Origin of the sequence: uncultured Roseivirga sp. (assembly GCF_963973945.1) — a bacterium.
GTDB lineage: Bacteria > Bacteroidota > Bacteroidia > Cytophagales > Cyclobacteriaceae > Roseivirga.
The window spans coordinates 929915-953812 of record NZ_CAXBBV010000001.1; the positions used below are offsets into that span (position 1 = coordinate 929915).

Below are 23898 nucleotides of genomic sequence, written 5' to 3' on the forward strand. Positions count from 1 at the left end.
AAAAAATTAGATCGTACTTTTACATAATTGGGTTGCTATCTTTGTTCGTTAGTAAGCCTGTTCACTCACAAACCCTACCGGATTTTAGTACCGTCAAAGTAGACGAACTTTCTGATGATCAGATTCAGAGCTTAGTGCAAAAGGCTTCGGCCATGGGCTATTCACAGCAGGATATATACAGCTTAGCGCAACAGCAAGGTTTGTCTTTAACCGAGATTTCTAAATTAGGAGAGAGGATAAATAAGATTAAGAGTTCTAGGGTAGCCAAAGGAGAGGTGTCCCCAATTGAAAGAGTCAGTAGAGGGTCTAATGATACGACTTTATATATCCAAAGCGCATATATAAATAGTTCCAATATATATGGCCTATCTATTTTTCAAAACGGAACGGCAAAGAAGGGGTTTGAACCTAGCTTAAATATACCTACACCACAGAGTTATATTTTGGGTGCTGGAGATGAACTGTTTATTGATATATATGGAACCTCTGAGCAATATTATCAGGCAGAAATTAATGCTGATGGAAATATTCTTCTAGAGAATTTTGGCCCAATTTTCTTGTCTGGACTTGATATTAATGCTGCTCAGAGTAAGATAAAGAACCAGCTTTCAAAAGTATATACTGAAATGGGAGGCGACTCCCCTTCTACTTTTGTTTCGGTTAATTTGGGAAAAATTCGGTCTATCAATATTACGGTGGTGGGTGAAGTTGCTATTCCTGGCACATACACTTTAAATGCGTTTGGTACTGTTTTTAACGCTCTGTATACAGTAGGTGGAGTAACGGAGAATGGGACGCTAAGAAATATAAAAGTGATTAGGTCAGGTAAACTGATTACTCAGCTTGATGTTTATGATTTTTTAATGTCAGGAGATAATAAGAGTAATGTAAGGCTTCAGAATGATGATGTTATTTTGGTGGAACCTTATACCAATCGGGTTGAGATTGTTGGAGCAGTAAAAAGACCAGCCATTTTCGAACTGAAAGAAAACGAATCTCTTTCTGACTTAATTAGGTATGCAGGTGGCTTTACAGAGAATGCTTTTTCTGACCAAATAAATGTGGTTAGAAATGTTGGTAAAGAGAAAGTGGTGGCTGATGTCTTCAAAAATCAATTTGACATTTTCACACCAAAACCTGGCGATGTTTATCAGGTAAAACTAGTGTTAGATCGCTTTACAAATCGAGTTCAAATAAAAGGAGCCGTTTTTCGCCCTGGGCAATATTCTATCTCTGAAGAGTTGACTGTCAAAGCACTTATTGAAAAGGCTGACGGATTGAAAGGAGATGCTAACTTGAGCAGAGCATTAATCATCAGAACAAACACAGACTTATCAACCGAGAATATTTCTATCAATTTGAAGGATTTGATGGAGGGCGTTTCTTCCGATATTCAATTACAACGTGAAGATGTGGTTCAAATATTTTCAATATACGATTTGAAGGAAGAGAGTTATGTAGAAGTATCTGGCGAGGTGAATTCTGGTGGAGTTTTCAGGTTTTCTGACCGTATGACGATAGAGGATGTTTTAGTAATGGCCGGAGGCTTTAAATCTTCAGCATCGGCATCAAAAATTGAAATTACTCGAAGGTTTGGTGATGCTAAGGCAGGTAACGTTTCGGAGGTGTTTGTGGTAGATGTTGATAGAAATTTGTCTCTTAATGAAGAGGATGACGCTTTTGAACTTCAGCCTTTTGACCATGTTATTGTCAGGAAAAACCCTGATTTCTTTGTTCAAAAATTTGTAGCTATTGAGGGCGAAGTTGCCTACCCAGGTAATTATGCCATAAAGAATCAAACTGAGCGAATTTCAAGCTTGCTTGAGCGTGCCGGTGGCGTTAACCAGTATGCTTATATAGAAGGGGCTACATTACTCAGAAAGACCGAGTTTCATTCAGAGATCAGTACTATTGAACAGAAGGTTCAAGCTTTAGAAGCATTACTTAATCGATATGCTGAAGCAGATCCATCATTATCTGAGTCTGAGTTGGCTCAGGTCGCTAGACTCAATCAACAATTAAATGAGCTTGATAAACAGAGTTTGGATATTGAAGGAGACCCTTTCTATGCTAAAAAGGAAAGGCTCCGAGAAATCGTACAGCGAAATGCGCTCTTTGGCGATGTGCAGCTTGGTAACTCTGATGCAATTGGTATCAACTTAAAGAAGATTTTGGAGGAGCCTAACTCTAAATATGATCTTATTCTTGAAGAAGGTGATGTGTTAGTTCTGCCTAAGCAACAAGAAACCGTGAGATTAAGAGGGCGTGTGCTTTATCCTACCACTGTGGTTTATGAGTCTAATCGAAACTTGAAACACTTTATCAATTTAGCAGGTGGCTTCGGTAATAGGGCTCAGCGTAAAAACACTTATGTCATTTATGCCAACGGAAGTGTGGCCAAAACCAAAAAGTTCTTGTTTTTCAAAACCTATCCTCAGGTATCTCCTGGGGCTGAAATTATTGTACCTGCTAAACCACCTAAACTACCCGTAGCAATTTCAGAAGTAGTAGGAATAACTAGCGGACTGGCCACTTTAGCACTTCTTATTAGTCAGATTAATTTTTAGATATGATGGATAAGGCTAATAACTCCTCAGAAGAGAATATAACTTTAGCTGTTTTAGTTCAGCGTATAAAAAACTGGATAGCTTTTATGTTTTCAGCTTGGAAGAGAATACTCCTCGGTACTCTCTTTATTGGTGCCGTATTTTTCCTTTATCAGTTTGCAAAAAAGAACAGTTACAGGGCAGAGACAACATTTGTACTAGAGTCTGAAGGAGGTGGTATCGGAGGGCAGCTATCCTCTCTGGCTAACCTAACAGGAATTAACCTCGGCTCTATGTCAGAAGGGAGCGGTCTGTTCCAAATAGACAATATCATTGAACTGTATAGATCTTACAGAATGATGAGAAAGACTTTGCTTACTGAAGTTGAAGTTTCGTCAAAAAAGCAACGACTAATAACTCATTATATTGAGGATGTTAAGTTGTCCAAAAAAATGAGTAAGACTGGAATTAATTTTGAAGTTCCGGATAATCAGATAGAGATCAGGCATGACAGTGTTCTCAAAGAGGTGGTAGAAGATATTCTTAAGTATAATCTTTCCGTTTCTAAGCCGAGTAGGAAACTCACTATCCTTAGTGTGGCGTATTCATCCAAAAGTCAGGAATTCAGTAAGGTGTTTAATGAAACTCTCGTAAAACATGTTAATGAATTTTATCTGGAGACCAAAACCAAAAAGAGCGGAGATAACTTAGGAATACTGGCTTATCAAACCGATAGTGTGAAAAGGGTATTGGATAAAACACTAGCCGATTTAGCCGAATTTGAAGAGAGACATCCAAACCTGAATCCGTTGAGGGCGAAAGAGCTTTTACCTTATCAAAAACTTCAAATTGATGCTAAGGCTTCTGCTGCGGTTTATGAAGAACTGGTTAAGAATCTGGAGCTTGCAAAAATTAGCGATCGTAATAATCAACCATTGATTCAAGTGATTGATGAGCCAGTTTTACCTCTTAAAAACCAAAAGATGAAGTGGTATAAGGCTTTAGTTATTGGCTTGGTCATTGGAGGGGTTTTAATGGTCTTTTGGGTAACCATGAGTTACTTTTACAGATTAGCCTTGAGAGAGGATAAAGAGTCAATCGAATAACCTTTTATCCATTTCTATTTCTTCTATCTTTGAACTCCCATATTTAAACCGTTTTGAAGCAAAAAATGCGAAATATTGTTATTACTGGCGTAGCTGGGCTAATTGGAAGTAGAATGGCAGACTGGATAGCGGTCAACCATTCAGAATACAATATCATTGGAATAGATGATTTGAGTGGCGGATATATTGAAAACGTTAATCCTAATGTCGAATTTCATCAGGTTGACTGTAAATCGGCAGAATTAAAAGAGATTTTTGCTAAATATAAGCCAGAAATTGTTTACCACTTTGCGGCATATGCAGCCGAAGGACTTTCTCCTTTTATAAGAAATTTCAATTATCAGAATAATCTTTTATCAACCTCTAATATTATCAATGAGTGTATTAGACATGGAGTTCGAAGGTTAGTTTTTACCAGTTCAATGGCTGTTTACGGTAACGGAACCCCTCCTTTTGATGAACAAGACACTCCAGCGCCAATAGATCCTTATGGAATTGCTAAATATGCTTGTGAAATGGATATCCAAGTAGCAGGTGAACAACACAGTTTAGATTGGTGTATCATACGCCCCCATAATGTTTACGGGATAAAACAAAATATTTGGGATACTTATAGAAATGTCCTCGGTATTTGGATGACCCAATACCTAAATAATGAACCCATGAGTATTTTTGGCGATGGTGAGCAGAAACGAGCATTTAGTTTTGTGGATGATTGCCTTGAGCCTTTGTGGAAAGCAGCTACTGATGAGCGTGCTTCAAAAAAGATAATTAACCTTGGCAGCTCTGTTTACCATAGTATCAATGAGGCCAATGAAATACTAAAACGGGTGATAGGTAAGGGTGAAACCATATACAAAGAGGCACGCCATGAAGTTAAAAATGCACACCCAACCTGGCAAAGATCGATAGAGCTACTCGACTACAAAGACCGTACTTCATTGGAAGAAGGTCTGACTATTATGTGGAATTGGGCTAAAAAACAACCTTTAAGAGAAAGGTTTAGATGGTCCGAATATGAACTTGAGAATGGCATTTATGATTTTTGGAAAAAGACAGAAATAGTAGCAAACGCATAAATATTTCATATGCTACCCTCGTTAGCCATAGTTATTGTAAACTGGAATAGCTTTGATGTAACACGTAACTGCCTCGCTTCATTGAGTGATATTGACTATCCTGATTACCGTGTGATAGTAGTTGACAATGGGTCGAATGATGGTTCTGGAGATAAGCTCAAAGCGCAATTTCCTAAAATCGTTCTTTTAAAGAATGAGAAGAATCTTGGTTTTACTGGGGGGAATAATACGGGCATTGAATTCGCTGTGAATGAGAATTTGGAATTGTTAATGCTGCTGAACAACGACACGATTGTTACGCCTGATTTTGCTAGCAGCCTAGTTGCAGTTTTACAACAAGATGTAAACATAGGAGCAATTCAGCCAAAGATAATGTTCAACCAAGAACGAGAAGTCATTTGGAATGCAGGAAGTTCATTTTCAAAGGTTTGGCATTTGACAAAAACTATTGGAATGGGTGAAGCCGACAAGGGGGCGTATGATGAACAGAAGGCAATTCCTTGGGTGACAGGCTGCTGTTTCTTGACAAAATCTTCAATAATACGCGAAGTAGGAAAGCTAGATGATCGCTTTTTCATTTATTATGAAGATACTGATTGGTCATTTAGAATTAAGAAGGCAGGATATAAGTTAGTTTATGAGCCTTCCTCTAAGATATATCATGAAGTAGGTAAGTCGAATGATAATCGGGAAACTTTTGGGGAGGGTAATCTGTCACCATTTTCACACTATGTCAATATCAGAAATCACATTTTTATAGTGAGACGATATGCCAAGGGTGTTTTTTTTATTACCTCAATGATTTATCAGCTTTACAAGCTTACTGGGTATTCACTATATTTTTTAATCCGAGGCAGATTTAAAAAGCTTAAGGCGTCATTTCGAGGTTTTTATCATGGCCTAACATTTCAAGTTTGAATTATTCCGTATGATTCCTAATTGCGAGAATTCCTGTAACTTGAAACTAGCTTTAATATACTTATGGGTGTCTTGAATGGTCTGTCTTGTTAGTTCTATTCTTAATATTGAGCCTATTTTTAGTATGGGGTGTAATCTATTGCGCTCAACAAATCCTATTTAAAAGGAATCTACATTTCCTCATCTATTTTTTTTGTGTATTTCTCCCTTTTTATGTCACCCTTCAGGCATTAACCTACCAACAAACAGGGTCTCCTTTGTTGGTGAGTTTAATCACTTATTTAAAAGAAATAATGGTGTTTATAACATTGCTGTCTTGGTTGCTGTATAAAAGGAATCTTTTTACAACTCCTATTAGATTGCAGCCTACGGACTATCTGTTTATTGCACTAATTGGTTATGCCCTTTTGTATCTTTTCTTACCCATAGGGGAAGTGTCATTTGTGAATAAGACCCTCTACTTTAAGAATATTTTAATGTTAGGATTAATGTACCTCCTTGGAAGGATTATGATGCTAGAGTCATATCAGGTAGTGAGTATTCTAAAAATAATTCTGACTGTGACTGTGCTGGCTTTCATATTAAATTTGTTCGAAAAGTCTATTGATACTCATTTTCAGACATTTATTGGTTATGCAAATCTAAATCAAGACATCAATGGGATTGATCCTGCAGGTGTTCATGGACTTACTTATACCTTTGGAGCAGAGAGTGGAGCTAAACGTTTTGCTGCCTTTTTCGAGAACCCATTGGGCCTAGCCTCTGCAATGTTGATGAGTTTTTCTGGGGCTTTTTTCCTTTTTCTCAATAGTAAAACAAAGCGTTATCAGTATGGAGTTTTGGTTCTCATTTCAGTTGGCTCTCTTCTTTTTGCCTACTCCAGGTCTTCTCTTGTGGGGCTATTTTTAATCATGTTTTTTATTGCAATTATTCTTGGTTACTATAAGCTCATCTTGTACGGGTTCTTAATGGTTGTTCTATTCTTCGCATCTATATTTCTTTTTGCAGGAGATGATTTACGCTACTTTGTGATAGATACTTTTAACTTGGCAGATTCATCAAGTATTGGACATGTTGTTGAGTGGTTAGAAGGAATAGAAAGCATTATTTCTAACCCAATGGGCATTGGGTTAGGAACAAGCGGAAATGCTGGCGGAGTGAATGAAGAGTTGAAAGTGGGTGGTGAAAATCAGTTTATTATTTTCGGAGTTCAGCTGGGTATCCCCTTTTTGATGCTTTATATTAGTCTACTCTTTTCCTCAATTTATTATTCAGTTAAAGCATATAAACTCGGTAGTACTATTTCAGAACGAGCCTTTCCTTTTATGGCGGCTACTTTTAAGTTTGCCTTTCTATTGCCTCTAATGACATCCAATGCGGAAATATATTTATATGTGGCGTACTTGTCTTGGTGGATGGTGGGTTATAGTATTCAAACTTTCGAAAAACTAAAAACAGAGAATCAGTTATAGTGTAATGCTATAGGCTCATTTATTGACTATGGATTCAAATATCAAACCTAAAACTGTTCTAATTGATATACATAATTTATATCGAGCAGAGACTGGCGTGAGAAAGTATACTGAGTTATTGATAAAAATTTTTTCTAATAGGAAGGACGGGAATTACAGGTACGTTTTTTACCCAGAACCTAGTAAGACTAGTTCATTTAATACTTTCAGAAAAAAGGGATCTCTGTTCTACAGGTTGATGGCTCAAATTGATATCATTGTTTGGAAGCAGATTACTATACCTTTTAAGGCTTTTATTATAAAAGCGGATATTGTTTTTTTTCCGGACTATTACCCTACTTTTTGGAGAATGAAGTCTCATAAGGTAGTCATGTTTCATGATACTTTTTTTTGGGATACTCCAGAACACTATGGTAGAATTTGGCTACCATATTTTAAATGGATTACTCTTCAGGGAGTAAAAAGAGGGGCATCAGTGATGACAATAACTAACTCTGCAAAATTAAAAATCCAAGGTATTCTCCCCTTTGAAGTGAAAGTCTCCGTCATTTCGCATCCTCATAGAGAAATGAAGAAGATTGTATCGGAAACGGATGAAATTTTGAGAAGCTTAAGCTTGGTCAACAAAGAATATTTTCTTCATGTAGGAGTCTTTGAAAAAAGAAAGAGTCTTCAGGTTTTGGTTAAGGCGTTTGATTCTTTTTTAAAGGAAACAAAAGATAGAAACTTTAAGCTAGTTTTAGTTGGTAACCCAGCTGCGAATAAGAGGTTTAATGACTTCCCAGAAGTTGTCAATCTCATTAAGAAATTAGGCATAAAAAAATCTGTAATTTTACCTGGCTACCTATCCGATTCGGACATTGCTAAATTATATAAATGTGCCCAAGCTTATATTTTTCCTTCTAATAATGAGGGTTTTGGAATTCCTATCTTAGAAGCGTTTGAGATGGGATGTCCTGTAATAACCTCAAGTCAGGAGGCGCTTGTCGAGGTATTAGGTGGTGCTGGCCTGTCTTTTGAAATGGGGAATCATAATGAATTGAGCGAGTTAATGTTGAAACTGCATTACAATTCTGAATTGAGGCAAACCTTGATAGAAAGAGGAAGTGTCAGGCTCCTAGACTTTAATCGTAACGAATATTTGAATAAAATGGAGGCTTATTTTTATAGCTTACCGTAAAGAGTGAAGGATTAAATGATAATGGATTGTCTTAACTATTGACTGTATTTAGATATTTCACGTCTCTATTTCGGTGTTTTAAATTTGTAAATTAAAGTGGTAAATAATAAGTCTAGAAGAATTCTCATGCTCCATAGCTCCTCCGATTTATATGGAGCAAGTAAAGTAGGGCTCGAAACAATAAAAATTTTGAAGGAGAACGGTTGTTATGTGGTGGTGGCTTTATCGAGTAACGGGCCATTATGTAAAGAGATTGTCAGCCTTGATTGTCCTGTTGAAATAATTCCGCTGGCTACAGTAAGAAGAAAATACTTTAATCTCAAAGGATTTTTTAATCGAGCCAGAGCTTTTCGTAACTCTATGAGAGAGCTAGATCGGATTACTAAATTACATGATATTGACACAATTTATTCAAATACTACAGGAGTTATTACCGGAGCTTTTTATAGTAAGCGTAAAAAACTCAAACATGTATGGCATGTACTTGAGATAATACCAGGTCCTAAATGGCTGTTAAAAGCTTATGCATATTTAATGCTACATTATTCTGATTGTGTTATAGTGGTTTCTGAGGCTGTTAAATCTCATTGGCTTAAGGTTGACAGAAATCTGAATATTCACAGGCTTTACAATGGTTTTAGTATTGAGCCATATTCAGGAAATGATAGTCTTAGAGATGAGCTAGGACTTCCTAATGATCAGTTGCTCATAGGTATGATAGCAAGAGTTCATTTTTGGAAAGGTCAATCGTATTTTTTAGAAATAGCGAGCCTACTAAAACAGAAATATCACAATATTAAGTTTGTAATGGTAGGAGACGCCTTTCCTGGTTACGAATACTTATATGATGATCTAAAACAAATCATAAAAGAAAATAACCTTGAGGATGCAGTTATAGATTTAGGCTACAGAACTGATATCAATAGAATTCTTCAGTCACTAGATATTTTCGTTCTACCATCCATTTTGCCAGACCCCTTACCCACTACTGTTCTAGAAGCGATGGCTTGCAGTAAGCCAGTGGTAGCTACAAATCATGGGGGAGCGCCCGAAATGGTCAAGTTAAATGAAACAGGGCTTTTAATACCATGGGACAATGCACATATGGCGGCAGAGACTATATTACCATTAATTGAAGATGGAGAATTAAGAAAAGTGATGGGGAAAAAAGGGGAAATTCGTGTAAATGAGGTGTTTTCATATGAACAACACCGTGAAAATTTAATTGCGATAATGAATAGTATTTAATAATGCGAGTATCAATTATAGGCACCAGAGGTTATCCATATGTTTACAGTGGGTATGAAACATTTATTAAAGAGCTTGTCGAAAGGCTGGTAAAAAAAAATGTAGAAGTAACAGTTTATTGTCATCGTAACCTTTTTAATGATAGGCCAAAGGAAGTGAATGGAGTAAAGCTGGTTTATATACCAACAATAGAAACCAAGTCATTGAGTCAGTTAATTCATTCTTTTTTCTCTATGACCCACGCCTGTTTGAGTAAAACGGATGTGGTTTTTGTTGTGAACTCAGCAAATGGTCCATTTGGCTTAATCACCCGTCTGTTTAGAAAGCCCACTGCTATAAATGTGGATGGTTTGGAATGGCTGAGACCAAAATGGAAGGGTTTGGGTGCAAGCTATTTTAAATGGGCTTCAAAGCAAGCAACAAAGTGGTATGATGTGATCATTAACGATGCCGATGAAATGCGTAGGATATACCTTGAGTTGTTCAATCGTGATTCTGAAGTAATTGCCTATGGTGGAAATATAAAATATTCTAAATCGCCAGAATTAATTGAAGAGTGGGGACTCGAACCTGGTGGTTACTATTTAATTGTTGGGAGGTTTATTCCAGATAATAACTGGGGAATAATGATTGAGGGATTTCGAAAGAGTAATTCAAAAAGAAAGCTTGTTATAGTAGGAGACGTGCCCTATCAAGATGAATACTCATCAAAGTTGAAAGCCCTTAGTCAAATTGACGACCGACTTATTTTTACTGGTTTGGTTAGGAATCGTGATGCTGTTGCTGAGCTTTTTCATAATGCCTATGTTTACATGCATGGTCATGAGTTTGGTGGAACAAATCCAACAATGCTAGAGGCCCTGAGCTTTGGTTCAGCCATAATAGCATTAAATACCCCTTTCAATAGAGAAGTACTTCAGAATGAAAGGTATGGTCAGTACTTTGAAAAGAATGAGACTAGTGTTCAACAATTGGTTGATAAAATAGATGCTGAATTTGAACGGGTTCAAAAAATGAAGTCTACTTCTAGAGAAGGGATCACAGAAAAGTATAACTGGGATTCAATCACGGATCATTACATAAGAGTATTTGAAGATTTAACTAAGAAGGCTGGCTAAATTCTACTTTTCGAAATCAAAGTATTTGTCCGCCTTATGCCTCATTTTGAATTGCTTGTAAATACGTTTTTTAATAGGCGATAAAAATCTAAGCTTATCTTTTATGATGTGAATAGAATGTAGTTGCGCCACTTTAAAAGAATTACGTGCTGATTCGTTTACTTCAGCTGGGTTATTCTGATTTCCACTTACTTTTATTAAAGCTAACCCTCCCCACATTTCTCTATTATTCCCATTGTGCCAAAATGAGCCTGTGATATAATCCAATTCTACATATTCAATGTTGTCATAACTAGAATAGTCAATGTCTTTCATTCCCTTGCGGCACTGTGGGTTATAACTGTCATGCAAAAGTATGACTAAGTCATTCTTATGAGGGTAATCGAGAATCATCTTTAAATCATCATGCACTCCTTTTCTTGAGTGATCTCCATCCACCAAAACGAAATTTAATTTTTCACCCGCTTTCTCAATATTTTTAAATAGATCCTGAAGTACATTCACAGACTGATCAACAATGAATTCTACGTTATCAAACAAAGGCTGAAGCGTTCTCTTGGGTTCTGGACTAATGTCTATAGAGTAAACTCTCTCAGAGAATTCACTAATTACTTGTAAACTACCACCCTGATAAGTACCTATTTCTACAGAACAATTGGGTTTTAAGTGCTCAAGTAATCCAATCAACGCATATTTCTCTGATCTAGACATCTGCCAAACTAAATCGGGATTAACTCGAAATGAAGAAATAAAAGGTAGGCCGTTGTCCATGCTTAAGCTGTTTATTTATTTTGATAAATGTAAACTAAATAGCGATTTTAGTTATTTAATTTGAAATTATGAGCTGTAAATGATTGCTGAGGTCAACCAATAAGTGCAACAAACTTATTACTTAGGACTTCAATTGGGTTTTGATAATTAAACTTTCTAATAGGTCTACAATTTAGCAACCATTCTACTTCTTTTATTCTCAAGTCGGATACTTTTCTAAGGTCAGTTTTCTTTGGGAAGAACCTTCTAATTACACCTATTCTATATTCGACATTTACTTTGTCCTGTGATGTGTATGGCCTTGTAAAGTAAGTTTTCACATTGAGGTCTTCTGCTATTTTAGCGTGCTGGGCAAACTCCTTTCCATTATCAAAAGTGATTTTTTCTATCCATGAGTTACTAAAGCACGTTAACCTTTGCTCCATTTTCTGATACAATTCATGTGCATTATTGCTGGAGAGTTTTTCTATTATTATCAGGGTTTTTCTGTTGGTCATTACCAACAGTGTCGATTGGTTGTTGCCCATCATTGGATCAACCTCTATTTTTCCAAAAATATTCGGCTTCACCTACGCCCAGCACTCTGATTGGGCGATCGATGTTTATAAGACATTGCTCTAAAAACAGGAATCTTTTCGAACGAAATTTATTACCAATACCTCCTTGCTTATCAGAATCTAAAATTGTTTTTGCATTTTTCATGAAAGTGACCAGTTACTTTTGTTTTAACATGCTCAATATATATTTTTTTTGAGTGAAATAATTCTTGTCTTTAAGTTTCAAAAAATTAGTGAAAATCAGTTTTTCGCCCTCATTTAGCTCTGAGCAATAAACCTGATAAAATGAATTGACTAAATCGAATTGATCTTTCATAAAAATTTTTGGTTTAAAAGTAAATAGTATATTTTTCTTCACTTTTTTAAAAAATCCTTCCTTCTTCTCTTTTATGGAGAAGGTGATGTTTTCTTCATGTTGCCTATAATTTACTGTGGGTTTATCCACAATACCAATCTGGCCAAAACTAAAAGCTATAAGAGCGAGCCATGCATCGTGATTTAGAATGATTTTATTTGGTATATCCTTGGCAAATTTTGCCATTGCACTGTTAAATAGTGTGGTACAGCCATTTACTACGTTACCAAATAATACCGTTTCAAGGCAGTGTTTATAATGGCTCCTGTTTGTTTCTTTCCAAAAGGACTTTGCAACAATTTCATCATTATAGTTTATCACAATTAAGTCTGAATAGACCAAGGCTGGTAATAACGGATCCTTTTCAATTTCGCACATTTTCAAAACTGAATCTTCTATTTTTCGCTTATCCCAGGTATCATCTTGGTCGCTTAATGCTATATAACCATCGTTGGACAGCTGTTGAATTCCTCTTTTAAAATTTTCTATGAGCCCGATGTTTTCTTTATTAATATGGAGGTGAATCTGTCCTTGACGTTCAAAATCTCTGAGAACCTGAACGGTGTTGTCTGTGGAACAATCGTCAAAAACATGAATTCCAGCGATCGGATAAGTTTGGTTAAGAATACTCTCTATTTGTTTTCGGATATATTTTTCACCATTATATGAGGCCAAAACTACATTTATGATTAATGAATCGGACGACATGTTAAGTGTGGTTCTTTTTAATTAGAAATGATAACCCCTCTTTAATAAACGTGTTTTTGAACAGAACGTATTGGAGGCTGAAGTATATTAAAGCACAGCTCACTATTGCCAATAATAGCTCTGAAATGTTATTCAACCCATTACTTTTAATCAATATAATAATCGGTAAAAATAAAGTGCAAATTACCCCAGATTGTAAAAGGGAAGTCCATGGAAGTATTTTAAGTAATCTTTTTGGAGTAAAATAGATGTAGGAGAATGTAACAACGAGTTCAGTTAAGGCTATTGAAATTGCGGTGCCGATAAATCCAAACTTCGGAACAAGGATTATATTAACTAATATAAATGTTATTAATCCATATATAGAAGCAGTAAACATTTGTTTATTCAAACCATGGGGTACTAAGACCTGATAGGCAAAGACATAACCGAACCCAATTAGAAGGGGAAGCAAAGCCATGTAGATCATTCCTTCGGAGGCAGGTAAAAAGGATTCACCCGAAAAAAGTATGATGATGTTCTCTCTTAGAAACCATAAACCAAAAAAAGCAGGAACAGCTATAAATGATATGAACGAAAATGATTTTAAAAGAAGTGCTTCTTCAAGCTTAGAGTCTTTACTGGATATACTTTGTGCAACTCTAGGTAGAAGTACAGCACAAAAGGCTGTAATAACTGGTATAACTGCTTTCGAAAGTTTTGTGCCAGCGGTATAAAAGCCAACTTGACTCTTATCGGCCAAAAAGCCTAAGAGTACAGTATCTAAGTTGGTATATACTGTGGCAGCAAAAATGGTACTAAAGATGAAAATCAGATGTAGAGTATGCTGCTTGAAATTGAGGCCTTTACTTTTTAGATGAACTCTTCCTCTTAAGAGAAATATGTTGATAACATTATTGCCGACAAGAATGAATGTCATTACAAAAATGTAAGGAATTACATCAGTCTGATTATGGACAAAAGTGAAAAGGAGAATCAAGCCAATTGATTTAACCGCAAACGATCGAATCGCTACAAGTTTAAACTCTTCTAGGCCGTTAAAAAACCAATCTAAGCTTAAAGTGCCTAGAAGAATAACTCCTGTGGCAATTAGAAAAAGCAATTTATCTTGACTTAAAGTAGGTATAGAAAAAACCAAAGTCAGATAGATTAAGAGCACAATAAATGTTGATATTAAATGTATGATGAATAGTTCCGAGAAAATGTTATTCAGGTCAGATTGGTTTTTTTTTACCTTAGCAATTTGATTGATACCGTAAATGGGTATTCCCAAAGCTGCTACTATGGAAAAGTATTGAGCAAATGAGATTACAAACTGTGCTCTACCGATTCCATCAGGGTTCAATATCCTTGAGGCGTAAGGAAAAGTGACCAAAGGAAAAACTACATTTGATATGCTCAATAAGAGATTATAAGCGTAGTTCTTTTTAATAGACATAGTTAGAAACGATATATCAAGTCAAGACTGGATTTGAAGTTAATTACATCTTTGCCTGGTACAAAATATTGAGCACCTGGAACAATCTGGTCTTGAATTTGATATTGGTAATTAAGAGATTTAATTACTCCTAATCGAGCATTTATAAGGAGGTTCCCGAAATCCCAACTAAGATTTGAGAAAGCACTGATATCAACCCAATGTCTTCTGGGGTCTTGTATATCATTGAATGCAAAAAAATAGTAATCATTATTATGAACATATCGCTCAAAAGTCAACCCTATTTTCTTCAATTCATTAACCCAATTGACCTCAAGGGTCTGGAGATTGCTTCCTGGCCCAATTCCCGCACCTAATACTTCTCCATTGTGTGTATACCCATGGCGTACACGACTGTGAATATAGAATGTACCTGCCTCTCGTATAATTCTGCCGGCACTTTGTTGTAATTGAGTAAATTCGAAAGAGGCGTCTATTTTTTGATCTTCCTTTTGTTGAAAGGGGAATAGTTTCCTAAACCCAGCGTTATAGGCAGCTGAATGCCATGGTTCTAAGAAAAAGTCTCGAAAATTCTGAGCAGCATCATTCCTTCCAAATTCAAAATATACTTCAGTCTGGATTTCCGGCCAAACGAACCTTAGAAAGGCAGAAGCTAACTGGTCTCTCTGAATTTCAGTTGCTATACCCCCGGGGTCATTTTTCCTCCACAGGTTGGAAACAGCACCAAAGTAATCCTTACTTTCTTTAGCATTTTCGTGGTACTGTTGAACTACCCTGGTAGCGCCTAAGTATAACCCTGGTATCCACTTAGGTTGATAGCTAAACATAATCCCTGAAAGATATCTCCAATCGTTAACTTTTGGACGATAAATAAATCTTCCGTTATGTACAATGTTATTACCTGGCGGTAAAAATCCAGATTCGTCTAGCCTACCCCCTATCATTTGAAATTCGAAAGATCCTAACCAACTCTTAATAGGTTTGATTGAGTTGATAGTTAGGTGTTTAAATCCTCTGGCGTTATTAGTCATTACCAGTGAGTTGAACCGTCCAGGCCCCCACCATAGGTTTTCATTTGATAACCCCAAAGAAATAGGCCCTGCGTTTAGTCGAATACTGCTCTGCCCCCAAAGGAATTTTTCATAATTCCCATCACCGTACCTTTCTGGCTGATCAATACTGTTTAAAGTATAACTATAATATCTGGCCCAAAGTACACTTCCCTGGTCAAGAGGAATTCCTTCGAATGATTTGTTTTCCGCGTATTGATAAGTTGGGTAAAACTGTAAAGACAATGGGCCAACTCTAGTATTGAACCCAGCGGATATGGTTTGTTGGTAACCACTTGCTGGTATTAGAGCTCCATCATTCCAGCCATATGGTTGTTTTTCTGTATACTGTGAATTAATCTGCACAGGTAGGAAGCTGAAGTCAAACCATGGTGTCTTAGAAGAACTAAATTTGACTTGAGGTTTTAATAAATCACTTTTTGTTTCGGGTGTATAAAGGCCTCGACTCTCAGTTGAATTTAAATAAATAGGCCTTAAAAGGAATGAGGCACTTGAGTCGTTGTTTTCAACGAGCTGAGACCTACGGTAATAATCCTCTATTACAGGCAACCCTACAATGAGCTTGTTTTGTGAAACCGCTGTAAATGCTGAAATCAATATAATAGACGAAAAGATACCTTTTCGAAACATTGATAAAAGTATAGAATTTAGAGTTGTTATTAGGGTCATAAAATCTCTGGTATTGTAATGCCTATTACTTTGAAGTTATCAATGGACCAACTTTTCAGGCAATAATCAGTTGCCGTGACTCCAGGAAGTTGAGCGCCAAGGAAAAATTCAATTGATGATCCACTTTGGTTAAACTTTTTGCTATACCTGTACTGTTTGGTTCCGCCCAAAATAGAATCAAACTTACAAACACCTGGGAGGTTTGTGTTTAGGGCATCTGCGTTTTCTGGATTTAAGCTACCTAGACTATTTGGGTAGCTCTGTTGAGTGTTACATTGGTGTGTTTGACAGAGAGTGTTTATGAAAGTAGAGTAGACTATATTATGACTGTCAATGTTGAAAATCCAAATATCGGGTTGGTTATTATTGTTAGAGTTTCCGTTTCCTTCCCAGCTGTCATGTATGTATAGATCAAAGCTTACTTCAATCATGTCAAATTCAGGTACATTATTTAAGTTCATTAGAAAACCATCAAAACCAAACCGGCCAAGTACATTTGAACCATCATAATTTTCGATTCTTGCGTTTTGGAAACTGCTTATAGACTTTGTTTTAGTTTTCCCATCTAAACCATCTTCAAAGTCATTAAAATAGATAGTTTTCTCTGTCACTTGGTCATTTAAACACCCAGACAATAAAAAGACTGTAATCATATTTATTAGAATAATAGTTTGATGTCTTTTCTTGTGGGTAGTTGGTTTTAATCTGGAGAAGGCATTCAAAATAATTTTCCTAAAATAAATCGAACCATTCGTCATGTGAGTTTCTAATTTTTTTTCCACTATTGAGTTTTACAAAGAAAACGTATTTTGACTGTTTTCAATCCAAAGATGAAAAGATTTTGATGTTGTATAGTATGTTTTAGTCATTCTTTACATATTAAACGGAGACTATATTTCTTAGCTTTGTGGAAAAACACAAATATGCTTAGATATTGCCTGTTGACGGTTTCGTTTTTTATGTCTTATTATTTTGTTTTAGGTCAAACTAAAGTTGAAATACAGGATAGTTTACAGGCGTATGTGTCAACAGGTACCGTTCTTTCTTCCAAAAGCTTTGCCCCATTCTACCTTATCAATAACCAATATGGAGAAGTTGATGGTGATGCGCCAGTTTTTCTAAAAGGGGAGGTGGGGTATAAAAGAACTATAAGTGAGTCATGGAGTCTTTTATCAGGCTTGGGGTTTCGCAATGAAAGGTTCTCCACGTATTATGTTAGAGCTAAATTCAAGGACTGGGAATTTACTGCAGGAAGAGCAAAAAGAACTTATGGAGGGTTACCCTCTGGACTTTCGTCAGGTTCTTTAGCCATGAGTGAAAATGCATTGCCACTTCCAATGATTGAGCTTAGTTTGAATGAGTTTAAGTCTGTGCCTTTTACTCATGGTTACTTAAAGTTTAGAGGCTCTTTGAGACAGAGTTGGATGGAAGAAGATCGATACATTTCAAAGGCATTGCTTCATGGAAAAACCTTTTATGGGATGGCCGATTTAGACGATTTGATTGGTCTACAAATTTCATCGGGCATCGTTCATTTTGCTCAATATGGTGGCGTTTCACCTCAAGGAGATAAACAGCCGAGTAGTTTGAATGACTATTTTCGAGTTTTTATGGGTAGAGGTATACATAACCCAGATGGCAGTAGTGCTGGTGAGGGTAATGCTATTGGTAATCACCTTGGCTTAACCGAGTTTACTTTTAGAAAAAGGTTGGGTGATCATACCTTAAGTTTGAACTATCAAAAGCCGTTTGAAGACGCGGGTAGTATTCAGTTTATAAGTTTTAAGGACTTTTTAATTGGATTGGAATGGGGCTTACCAAAGAGGGAATATCTGGTGAGTAAATTTTATGTCGAGGTGGTAAGAACAAAATGGCAAAGTGGGCGAGGGCTACCTGACCCAACAGATGATATTCAAACAGAAGAAGACAATAGGGGCAATGAGTTTGGCGAAAGAGATGACATCTATAATAACTATCTATATCGTTCGGGTTGGACTTATAATGATCAGGTGATCGGAAACCCATTGATTTTGACTTATCAGCATACACTTAATTTTCTGGACCCATACCCTGATTATGGGGTGGCCATTGCGAATAATCGGTTAACAGCACTTCATATTGGTATAGAGGGGAATTTCAGCTCAAAAATTACCTATAAAGGGTTATTTACTTACTCAAAAAACTTTGGTACTTATGCTGGTATATATGAGGGTAGATTTAATTGGGGGGGTATAGATAGAGACCCAAGTTTTGAGTATGTTTTTCTTCCAGCAAAAAAACAAGTATATACTTCTGTTGAGGTTAGCTATAATCAAGCTTTTAATCTTAAGCCCTTAGGTTTAAATCTTAGGTTGGCGAATGATTCGGGTGAGCTGTATAATGCATTTGGCTTAGAGATGTCAGTTTTATATAGATTGTCAAATTATTAATTCGAAAAACTATAAGTTCGTGGTATGAGTTGTTTTAATATCTTTGTGCCAGTATACTTTTTATGAGTTAATTAAAAATAAGATAACTCTCAAACTGTGAGAAAGAGATTTAATAGATATTTCCCTTATTTATTTGTTTTAGGAGAAATGATTGTTTTAACAATCATTTTCTTTAGCTCTCTATTCATAGCAGAGGGTGAGTTTGCTGTTGACAAACCATATTTATTATTGTTAATTTATTTATCTGTTTGGCCAATTATATCATACCTGAATAAGGATTATAAAATTGGTAGAGCAGTAAGTTATTACAATACATTTAAAAAGGCTTTTTTTAGTGTATTCATTTTCATTTCTGCCATTTCTATTTTTTGGTTGTTCTCTCAATCTGAATCGCTAGAACGACATTTCTTAACTACACTGGTACTACTTCTGTTTCTGTGGTTGACAATTTACAGAGTTTCAGTACATCTTATTTTGGATAAGTATAGAGAGTTTGGAGGTAATATTAGGTATGCTGTTATACTTGGTTATGATGAACTTGGTACTAAATTGTTTGACACCCTTAAAAGGAAAAGCCACTATGGAATTAGATGTATTGGCTTTTATGGTGATGTCAAAGATGGAATTGAGAACTATTCATACTTGGGAAGCTTCAAAGATTTTATCAAAGCAGATTTAGAGAGTATAGATCATATTTATGTAAGTGAAAGAGCTCCTAAATATGTGTTAGAAAAAGCAATAGAAATTGGAGAAAACAGTCTAAAAAGAGTAAAGCTCTTGCCTGAGTTCAAGACAGAGGCAATTAAGAGCTTTGTACTTCGAAGATATGATGCAGTACCTGTAATAGATGTAAACAATTTACCGCTAGATGCTAAGGTTAATACCTTTGTAAAGCGAATTTTCGATGTGGTGTTTGCCACATTTATGTTTGTGTTCGTTTTGAGTTGGATGTATCCGATTTTTGGGTTGATCATAAAACTAGAGTCTAAAGGGCCAATATTGTTTAAACAACTCAGACATGGAAAGGGGAATACACCATTTTACTGTTATAAATTCCGAACTATGATAGAGAACAGCGAAGCTGACTTTACATGGGCCAGTAAGAATGATCCTCGGATAACCAAGTTTGGGGCTTTTTTAAGAAGAACTAGTTTAGATGAATTTCCTCAATTTTTCAATGTGTTAATTGGCAATATGTCAATTGTTGGGCCAAGGCCGCACCCGCTGTCACTCAATAAAGCGTATGAAGCTAAAATAGAAAAATATGCTAAACGACACGCTTACAAGCCAGGGGTTACTGGTTTGGCACAAGCCATGGGTTTTAGAGGTGAAATAACGGATTATTATCAAATGAATTCTAGAGTAAGGTTAGATAGGTTCTATCTCCAGAACTGGTCTTTTATATTAGATATTAAGATTATATTCCTTACGATTTATGCTTTGGTTAAAGGTCAGAAGTTAGCTTATTAGGTTGACTATATTTTACTCAAGAGTTTACTTCTTCAAAATAATCTCTTTTTGAAACTCAACTTTGAACCCCAAGTTTTTGGAAGAGTAGTTTCCCCAATTATATTCTGATCCAACCAATAGCTTATTGTTCTTGATATTAATTAGTGTGCTTAATGCAACAGAGGTAAGTTCTATCGGTGTGCTTAGAGGCTTGACCTTGGCTCCATGGTTTACAAACTGCCTAAAGGAGAGAGTATATCGTAAATTTTGAATGCATCCTTGTGAATAGAAGCTAAGGCCAGTAACTACATTGTTTATTTTATTTCCTTGGGCATTTTCTGGATTAATAATTAAAAATATTGGGCTTCCAATAATTTGATTTTTATAAGTCCATCCATTACGGTAAACACCATTGTTGAGAAAATCATCTGGTCCAGCTCCAACACCGTTAAGGGAGCCACCTTGATTAGTGGTATTGACTATTTCAACTCCTAGTTGATTGACAATACCTGATTTATCAATCTGGTTTAACGAAAAACCGTATACCCCAGCGTTCCAGTTTTTTGGTTTTAACCCAGAGCCGTCTTCCCATAACCACTGAATGTAATTAGTTACATGCCATTTGTCACTAATGGCTGCTTTTATTTGTAAATCCCAGGTTCCTAGGTGATTTCCAAGGGCATTGAGTTTATCTGTTTCTAAAGCTCCGTCCCCTCCTTTACTCGCCATCATGATACGTATGAAGTCTTTAAATCCAGTTGGCTGGCTAATGTTGCTCTGATTATTTTTTCCACCCCATTGTGCATTATGAGTTATTCCAAAGCTGAATTCAGCGGGGACATTTTTAGGGTGAAACTTAAAGTGAAGGTATTTCTGGTGAAGAAATGCATTGCTTTGGTATCTATTAGCTTCAAACCAACCATGAGCTATATATCCTTTAACACTTAAGAATGAGCTAAAAATGGGTAGCCAATTACGGGTTTGAATCGAAAACTTCGGTATTGGTCTGGCATTGTTCCCATTGATAAGATTTCCAAAACCAAGATTGTTGTTATTACCAAAAAATTCATCCTTTTGGCCAAAAGTAAAGAGGAAATTCGAGTAACTAATACCAAAATAGTTTTGAATAAACCTACCACTAACATCACCTGAAACCGAGCCTATCCATTCAACACCATAGAAATAATCAAGGTTTTCTTTTGAGCTGATCTTTTTTCTTAGATGTAAATTGCTATAAATAAAGTTAGACTCCCCACTTCTAAAACGTTGACTATTGTTCCCTTGCATCCAAAATGGCAGCGTATCTTTAGAGGAGGTTATTCCTCCTTGAGTTAGCGTGAGAGCGTGAGAATATCGAGTAGAATCATTTTGGAGCTGGAAACCCAATAACGATTGAGTATAAAGTACCAAGAAGACGGTAAAGACTTTTTTCAATAACATGTAATTAAGACACCATAAAATAAGATATGGTTGTACTCTTATTTTATATAGTGTTCGAAATTTTTATGGTCCTTATCAAAAAGTTTCTCTTCTGGAAGTGACTTGAAGTAATCATAGGTTATTTTTAAACCTTCGACACGCGATATTTTAGGCTCCCAGCCAAGTATTTCTCTGGCTTTATCAATGTTGGGTTGTCTTTGCATAGGGTCATCTTTCGGTAATGGCTTATAAATGACTTTCTGCTGAGTGCCCGTTAATTTAATAATCTCTTCAGCAAATTGAGAAATGGTAATCTCATCAGGATTACCAATATTGACTGGTTGAGCATAGTCTGATAAAAGAAGACGATAAATACCCTCGACTAAGTCATCTACATAGCAGAAAGATCTTGTTTGTGATCCATCCCCAAAAACAGTCAAGTCCTCGCCACGTAAAGCTTGACCGATAAAAGCTGGTAATACACGTCCATCATTTAGACGCATTCTTGGGCCGTAGGTATTGAAAATTCTTACAATACGTGTTTCTAGTTTATGATATGTGTGATAAGCCATGGTCATGGCTTCTTGAAACCTTTTGGCTTCATCATACACTCCCCTTGGCCCCACAGGGTTTACATTACCGTAATACTCTTCAGTTTGCGGGTGAACCATAGGATCACCGTATACTTCGGAAGTTGAAGCAATAAGCATTCGTGCACCTTTATTTAAGGCTAATCCTAAAAGATTATGAGTACCTAAAGAGCCCACTTTTAAAGTTTGGATGGGAATCTTTAGATAATCAATTGGGCTTGCTGGTGAGGCAAAGTGAAGTACGTAATCGAGTTTTCCAGCTACATGCACAAACTTGGAAACATCATGATGATGGAATTCAAACTGCTCTAAGGGCATAAGGTGCTCAATATTGGAGAGGTGGCCTGTAATAAGGTTGTCCATACCAATTACATGATATCCTTCTTTTATAAAGCGATCACATAAATGAGAACCGAGAAATCCAGCTGCGCCCGTTATTAAAACTCGCTTCATAATTATATACCTATACCGTAGTAATCAAAACCAAGGTTCTTAACCTCTTGCTTATCATATATATTTCTTCCATCAAAAATTACTTTTGATTTCATCAGTTTTGCTACCACATCAAAGTTAGGAATTCTAAACTCTGGCCACTCCGTAACTAAAAGAAGTGCATCTGCATCAATAAGCGTGTCGTACTCATCTTTTGCATAAGTAACGGTGTCTTTTAAGTCGTGCTTAGCTTCTTCCATTGCAATTGGGTCGTAAGCCTTTACTTTAGCACCCATCTCTAATAAAGCATTGATAATTACGATAGAAGGGGCTTCCCTCATGTCATCAGTTTTAGGTTTGAACGAAAGTCCCCAAACTGCAAATGTTTTACCTTTAAGGTCGTTACCGAAGTGAGACTTTACTTTGGTTACCATGACAGACTTCTGGCGCTCATTTACTTCTTCAACAGCCTTCAAAACTGACATGATATATCCATTATCTTCGGCTGTTTTAATTAAAGCTTTTACATCTTTAGGGAAGCAAGACCCACCATAGCCTACGCCTGGGTATATAAATTTATTTCCAATTCTATTATCGCTGCCGATGCCCTTACGCACCATATTTACATCGGCTCCCATAATTTCGCAAAGGTTGGCAATGTCGTTCATGAAACTAATTTTTGTAGCCAGCATTGAGTTTGCTGCATACTTAGTCATTTCAGCCGATGGCACATCCATGAAAATAGTAGGGTGTCCGTTAAGAAGAAAAGGCTTGTAAAGCTTCTTCATCATTTCTTCTGCCTTTTTTGATTCTACACCAACCACTATCCTATCTGGTTTTAGAAAATCAGCGATAGCTGCACCTTCTTTCAAGAACTCAGGATTTGAAGCAACATCAAATGGAATATCTACTCCTCTTCTTTTTAAAGCCTCGGCTACTTCTTTTTTTACTTTTTGTGCTGTTCCTACAGGTACGGTGCTTTTAGTCACTACTACCATGTAGTTGTTCATGTTTTCGCCAATAGATTTAGCTACGGCTAGTACATACTTTAGATCGGCACTTCCATCTTCTCCAGGGGGGGTTCCTACGGCAATAAATGCTGTTTCGCAATCTTGAATGCTTTCAGCTAAATTAGTTGAAAAATGCAGGCGACCTTTTTCATAATTCTTCTTCACCATGGTTTCTAAACCAGGCTCATATATTGGCATTATGCCTTCTTTAAGGCCGTCAATTTTTTTCTGATCAATATCGATACAAGTCACATCGATGCCTACTTCGGCAAAACATGTTCCTGTTACTAAACCTACATAACCTGTACCTACTACTGCTATTTTCATGCGAACT

19 protein-coding genes are annotated in these 23898 nt (G+C 36.4%); 10 read left to right on the forward strand and 9 right to left on the reverse strand.

Features of this window, described 5'->3' with window-relative positions; translation table 11 throughout:
• The first annotated feature begins 41 nt into the window (after positions 1 to 41).
• The 8 genes from AAC026_RS04035 (at position 42) to AAC026_RS04070 (ending at position 10667) form a co-directional block, all read left to right on the forward strand.
• A complete protein-coding gene (locus AAC026_RS04035; protein ID WP_339695212.1) occupies positions 42 to 2567 on the forward strand; it encodes an SLBB domain-containing protein in 2526 nt (841 codons plus the stop codon).
• 2 nt (positions 2568 to 2569) lie between these two features.
• Positions 2570 to 3652 carry an exopolysaccharide biosynthesis protein gene (locus AAC026_RS04040; RefSeq protein ID WP_339695213.1) on the forward strand — a complete coding sequence of 361 codons (1083 nt, stop codon included), beginning with the start codon at positions 2570 to 2572 and terminating at the stop codon, positions 3650 to 3652.
• A 65-nt stretch (positions 3653 to 3717) separates the two neighbouring features.
• The gene (locus AAC026_RS04045) at positions 3718 to 4731 is read left to right on the forward strand and encodes an NAD-dependent epimerase/dehydratase family protein (RefSeq protein WP_339695215.1); all 1014 of its coding nucleotides are present in this window, start codon (positions 3718 to 3720) and stop codon (positions 4729 to 4731) included.
• 9 nt (positions 4732 to 4740) lie between these two features.
• Complete coding sequence (locus tag AAC026_RS04050) at positions 4741 to 5649, forward strand: glycosyltransferase family 2 protein (protein ID WP_339695217.1); 909 nt, start codon at positions 4741 to 4743, stop codon at positions 5647 to 5649.
• 476 nt (positions 5650 to 6125) lie between these two features.
• Entirely contained in the window at positions 6126 to 7121 is a 996-nt protein-coding gene (locus AAC026_RS04055) for an O-antigen ligase domain-containing protein (protein ID WP_339695218.1), read from the forward strand.
• Between the two features lie 238 nt (positions 7122 to 7359).
• On the forward strand, positions 7360 to 8301 hold the full coding sequence (locus AAC026_RS04060) for a glycosyltransferase family 1 protein (RefSeq protein ID WP_339695219.1): 942 nt from the start codon (positions 7360 to 7362) through the stop codon (positions 8299 to 8301).
• Positions 8302 to 8427: 126 nt separating this feature from the next.
• Entirely contained in the window at positions 8428 to 9549 is a 1122-nt protein-coding gene (locus AAC026_RS04065; protein ID WP_339695221.1) for a glycosyltransferase family 4 protein, read from the forward strand.
• Between the two features lie 2 nt (positions 9550 to 9551).
• Positions 9552 to 10667 (forward strand): DUF1972 domain-containing protein, encoded by a 1116-nt coding sequence (locus AAC026_RS04070; RefSeq protein ID WP_339695222.1) that lies wholly within the window; start codon positions 9552 to 9554, stop codon positions 10665 to 10667.
• A gap of 3 nt (positions 10668 to 10670) precedes the next feature.
• On the opposite strand, the gene AAC026_RS04075 is transcribed toward AAC026_RS04070, so the two are convergent.
• The 6 genes from AAC026_RS04075 to AAC026_RS04100 form a co-directional block, all read right to left on the reverse strand.
• Positions 10671 to 11438, reverse strand: a complete 768-nt coding sequence (locus tag AAC026_RS04075) for a class I SAM-dependent methyltransferase (RefSeq protein WP_339695224.1) — start codon at positions 11436 to 11438, stop codon at positions 10671 to 10673.
• A 92-nt stretch (positions 11439 to 11530) separates the two neighbouring features.
• A complete protein-coding gene (locus AAC026_RS04080; RefSeq protein ID WP_339695225.1) occupies positions 11531 to 12007 on the reverse strand; it encodes an IS30 family transposase in 477 nt (158 codons plus the stop codon).
• Positions 12008 to 12152: 145 nt separating this feature from the next.
• On the reverse strand, positions 12153 to 13058 hold the full coding sequence (locus AAC026_RS04085; protein WP_339695227.1) for a glycosyltransferase family 2 protein: 906 nt from the start codon (positions 13056 to 13058) through the stop codon (positions 12153 to 12155).
• A 1-nt stretch (position 13059) separates the two neighbouring features.
• On the reverse strand, positions 13060 to 14496 hold the full coding sequence (locus tag AAC026_RS04090) for a flippase (RefSeq protein ID WP_339695229.1): 1437 nt from the start codon (positions 14494 to 14496) through the stop codon (positions 13060 to 13062).
• Between the two features lie 2 nt (positions 14497 to 14498).
• Positions 14499 to 16196, reverse strand: coding sequence for a capsule assembly Wzi family protein (locus tag AAC026_RS04095; protein ID WP_339695231.1), 1698 nt, complete (start codon positions 16194 to 16196; stop codon positions 14499 to 14501).
• 35 nt (positions 16197 to 16231) lie between these two features.
• Positions 16232 to 16846, reverse strand: coding sequence for a hypothetical protein (locus tag AAC026_RS04100; protein WP_339695233.1), 615 nt, complete (start codon positions 16844 to 16846; stop codon positions 16232 to 16234).
• 312 nt (positions 16847 to 17158) lie between these two features.
• Between AAC026_RS04100 and AAC026_RS04105 the strand changes: the two genes are divergently transcribed.
• Both AAC026_RS04105 and AAC026_RS04110 read left to right on the forward strand, forming a co-directional pair.
• Positions 17159 to 18664: a capsule assembly Wzi family protein gene (locus AAC026_RS04105; protein WP_339695234.1), complete on the forward strand. Its 1506-nt coding sequence runs from the start codon at positions 17159 to 17161 to the stop codon at positions 18662 to 18664.
• A 96-nt stretch (positions 18665 to 18760) separates the two neighbouring features.
• Entirely contained in the window at positions 18761 to 20134 is a 1374-nt protein-coding gene (locus AAC026_RS04110) for an exopolysaccharide biosynthesis polyprenyl glycosylphosphotransferase (protein WP_339695235.1), read from the forward strand.
• 24 nt (positions 20135 to 20158) lie between these two features.
• Here AAC026_RS04110 and AAC026_RS04115 read toward each other — a convergent pair whose 3' ends face one another.
• From AAC026_RS04115 to AAC026_RS04125, 3 genes are read right to left on the reverse strand one after another with little or no spacing between them, the layout of a single operon-like run.
• Positions 20159 to 21547 carry a capsule assembly Wzi family protein gene (locus AAC026_RS04115; protein ID WP_339695236.1) on the reverse strand — a complete coding sequence of 463 codons (1389 nt, stop codon included), beginning with the start codon at positions 21545 to 21547 and terminating at the stop codon, positions 20159 to 20161.
• 44 nt (positions 21548 to 21591) lie between these two features.
• Positions 21592 to 22575: a UDP-glucuronic acid decarboxylase family protein gene (locus AAC026_RS04120; protein WP_339695238.1), complete on the reverse strand. Its 984-nt coding sequence runs from the start codon at positions 22573 to 22575 to the stop codon at positions 21592 to 21594.
• 2 nt (positions 22576 to 22577) lie between these two features.
• A complete protein-coding gene (locus AAC026_RS04125) occupies positions 22578 to 23891 on the reverse strand; it encodes a UDP-glucose/GDP-mannose dehydrogenase family protein (protein ID WP_339695240.1) in 1314 nt (437 codons plus the stop codon).
• Between the last annotated feature and the right edge of the window lie 7 nt (positions 23892 to 23898).

Coding starts and splice junctions, on each gene's coding strand:
- AAC026_RS04105 (WP_339695234.1), top strand. CDS start 17,159: ATGCTTAGATATTGCCTGTTGACGGTTTCGTTTTTTATGTCTTATTAT.
- AAC026_RS04085 (WP_339695227.1), bottom strand. CDS start 13,058: ATGTCGTCCGATTCATTAATCATAAATGTAGTTTTGGCCTCATATAAT.
- AAC026_RS04075 (WP_339695224.1), bottom strand. CDS start 11,438: ATGGACAACGGCCTACCTTTTATTTCTTCATTTCGAGTTAATCCCGAT.
- AAC026_RS04070 (WP_339695222.1), top strand. CDS start 9,552: ATGCGAGTATCAATTATAGGCACCAGAGGTTATCCATATGTTTACAGT.
- AAC026_RS04120 (WP_339695238.1), bottom strand. CDS start 22,575: ATGAAGCGAGTTTTAATAACGGGCGCAGCTGGATTTCTCGGTTCTCAT.
- AAC026_RS04125 (WP_339695240.1), bottom strand. CDS start 23,891: ATGAAAATAGCAGTAGTAGGTACAGGTTATGTAGGTTTAGTAACAGGA.
- AAC026_RS04055 (WP_339695218.1), top strand. CDS start 6,126: ATGTTAGGATTAATGTACCTCCTTGGAAGGATTATGATGCTAGAGTCA.
- AAC026_RS04065 (WP_339695221.1), top strand. CDS start 8,428: ATGCTCCATAGCTCCTCCGATTTATATGGAGCAAGTAAAGTAGGGCTC.
- AAC026_RS04095 (WP_339695231.1), bottom strand. CDS start 16,196: ATGTTTCGAAAAGGTATCTTTTCGTCTATTATATTGATTTCAGCATTT.
- AAC026_RS04040 (WP_339695213.1), top strand. CDS start 2,570: ATGATGGATAAGGCTAATAACTCCTCAGAAGAGAATATAACTTTAGCT.
- AAC026_RS04060 (WP_339695219.1), top strand. CDS start 7,360: ATGGCTCAAATTGATATCATTGTTTGGAAGCAGATTACTATACCTTTT.
- AAC026_RS04045 (WP_339695215.1), top strand. CDS start 3,718: ATGCGAAATATTGTTATTACTGGCGTAGCTGGGCTAATTGGAAGTAGA.
- AAC026_RS04050 (WP_339695217.1), top strand. CDS start 4,741: ATGCTACCCTCGTTAGCCATAGTTATTGTAAACTGGAATAGCTTTGAT.
- AAC026_RS04090 (WP_339695229.1), bottom strand. CDS start 14,496: ATGTCTATTAAAAAGAACTACGCTTATAATCTCTTATTGAGCATATCA.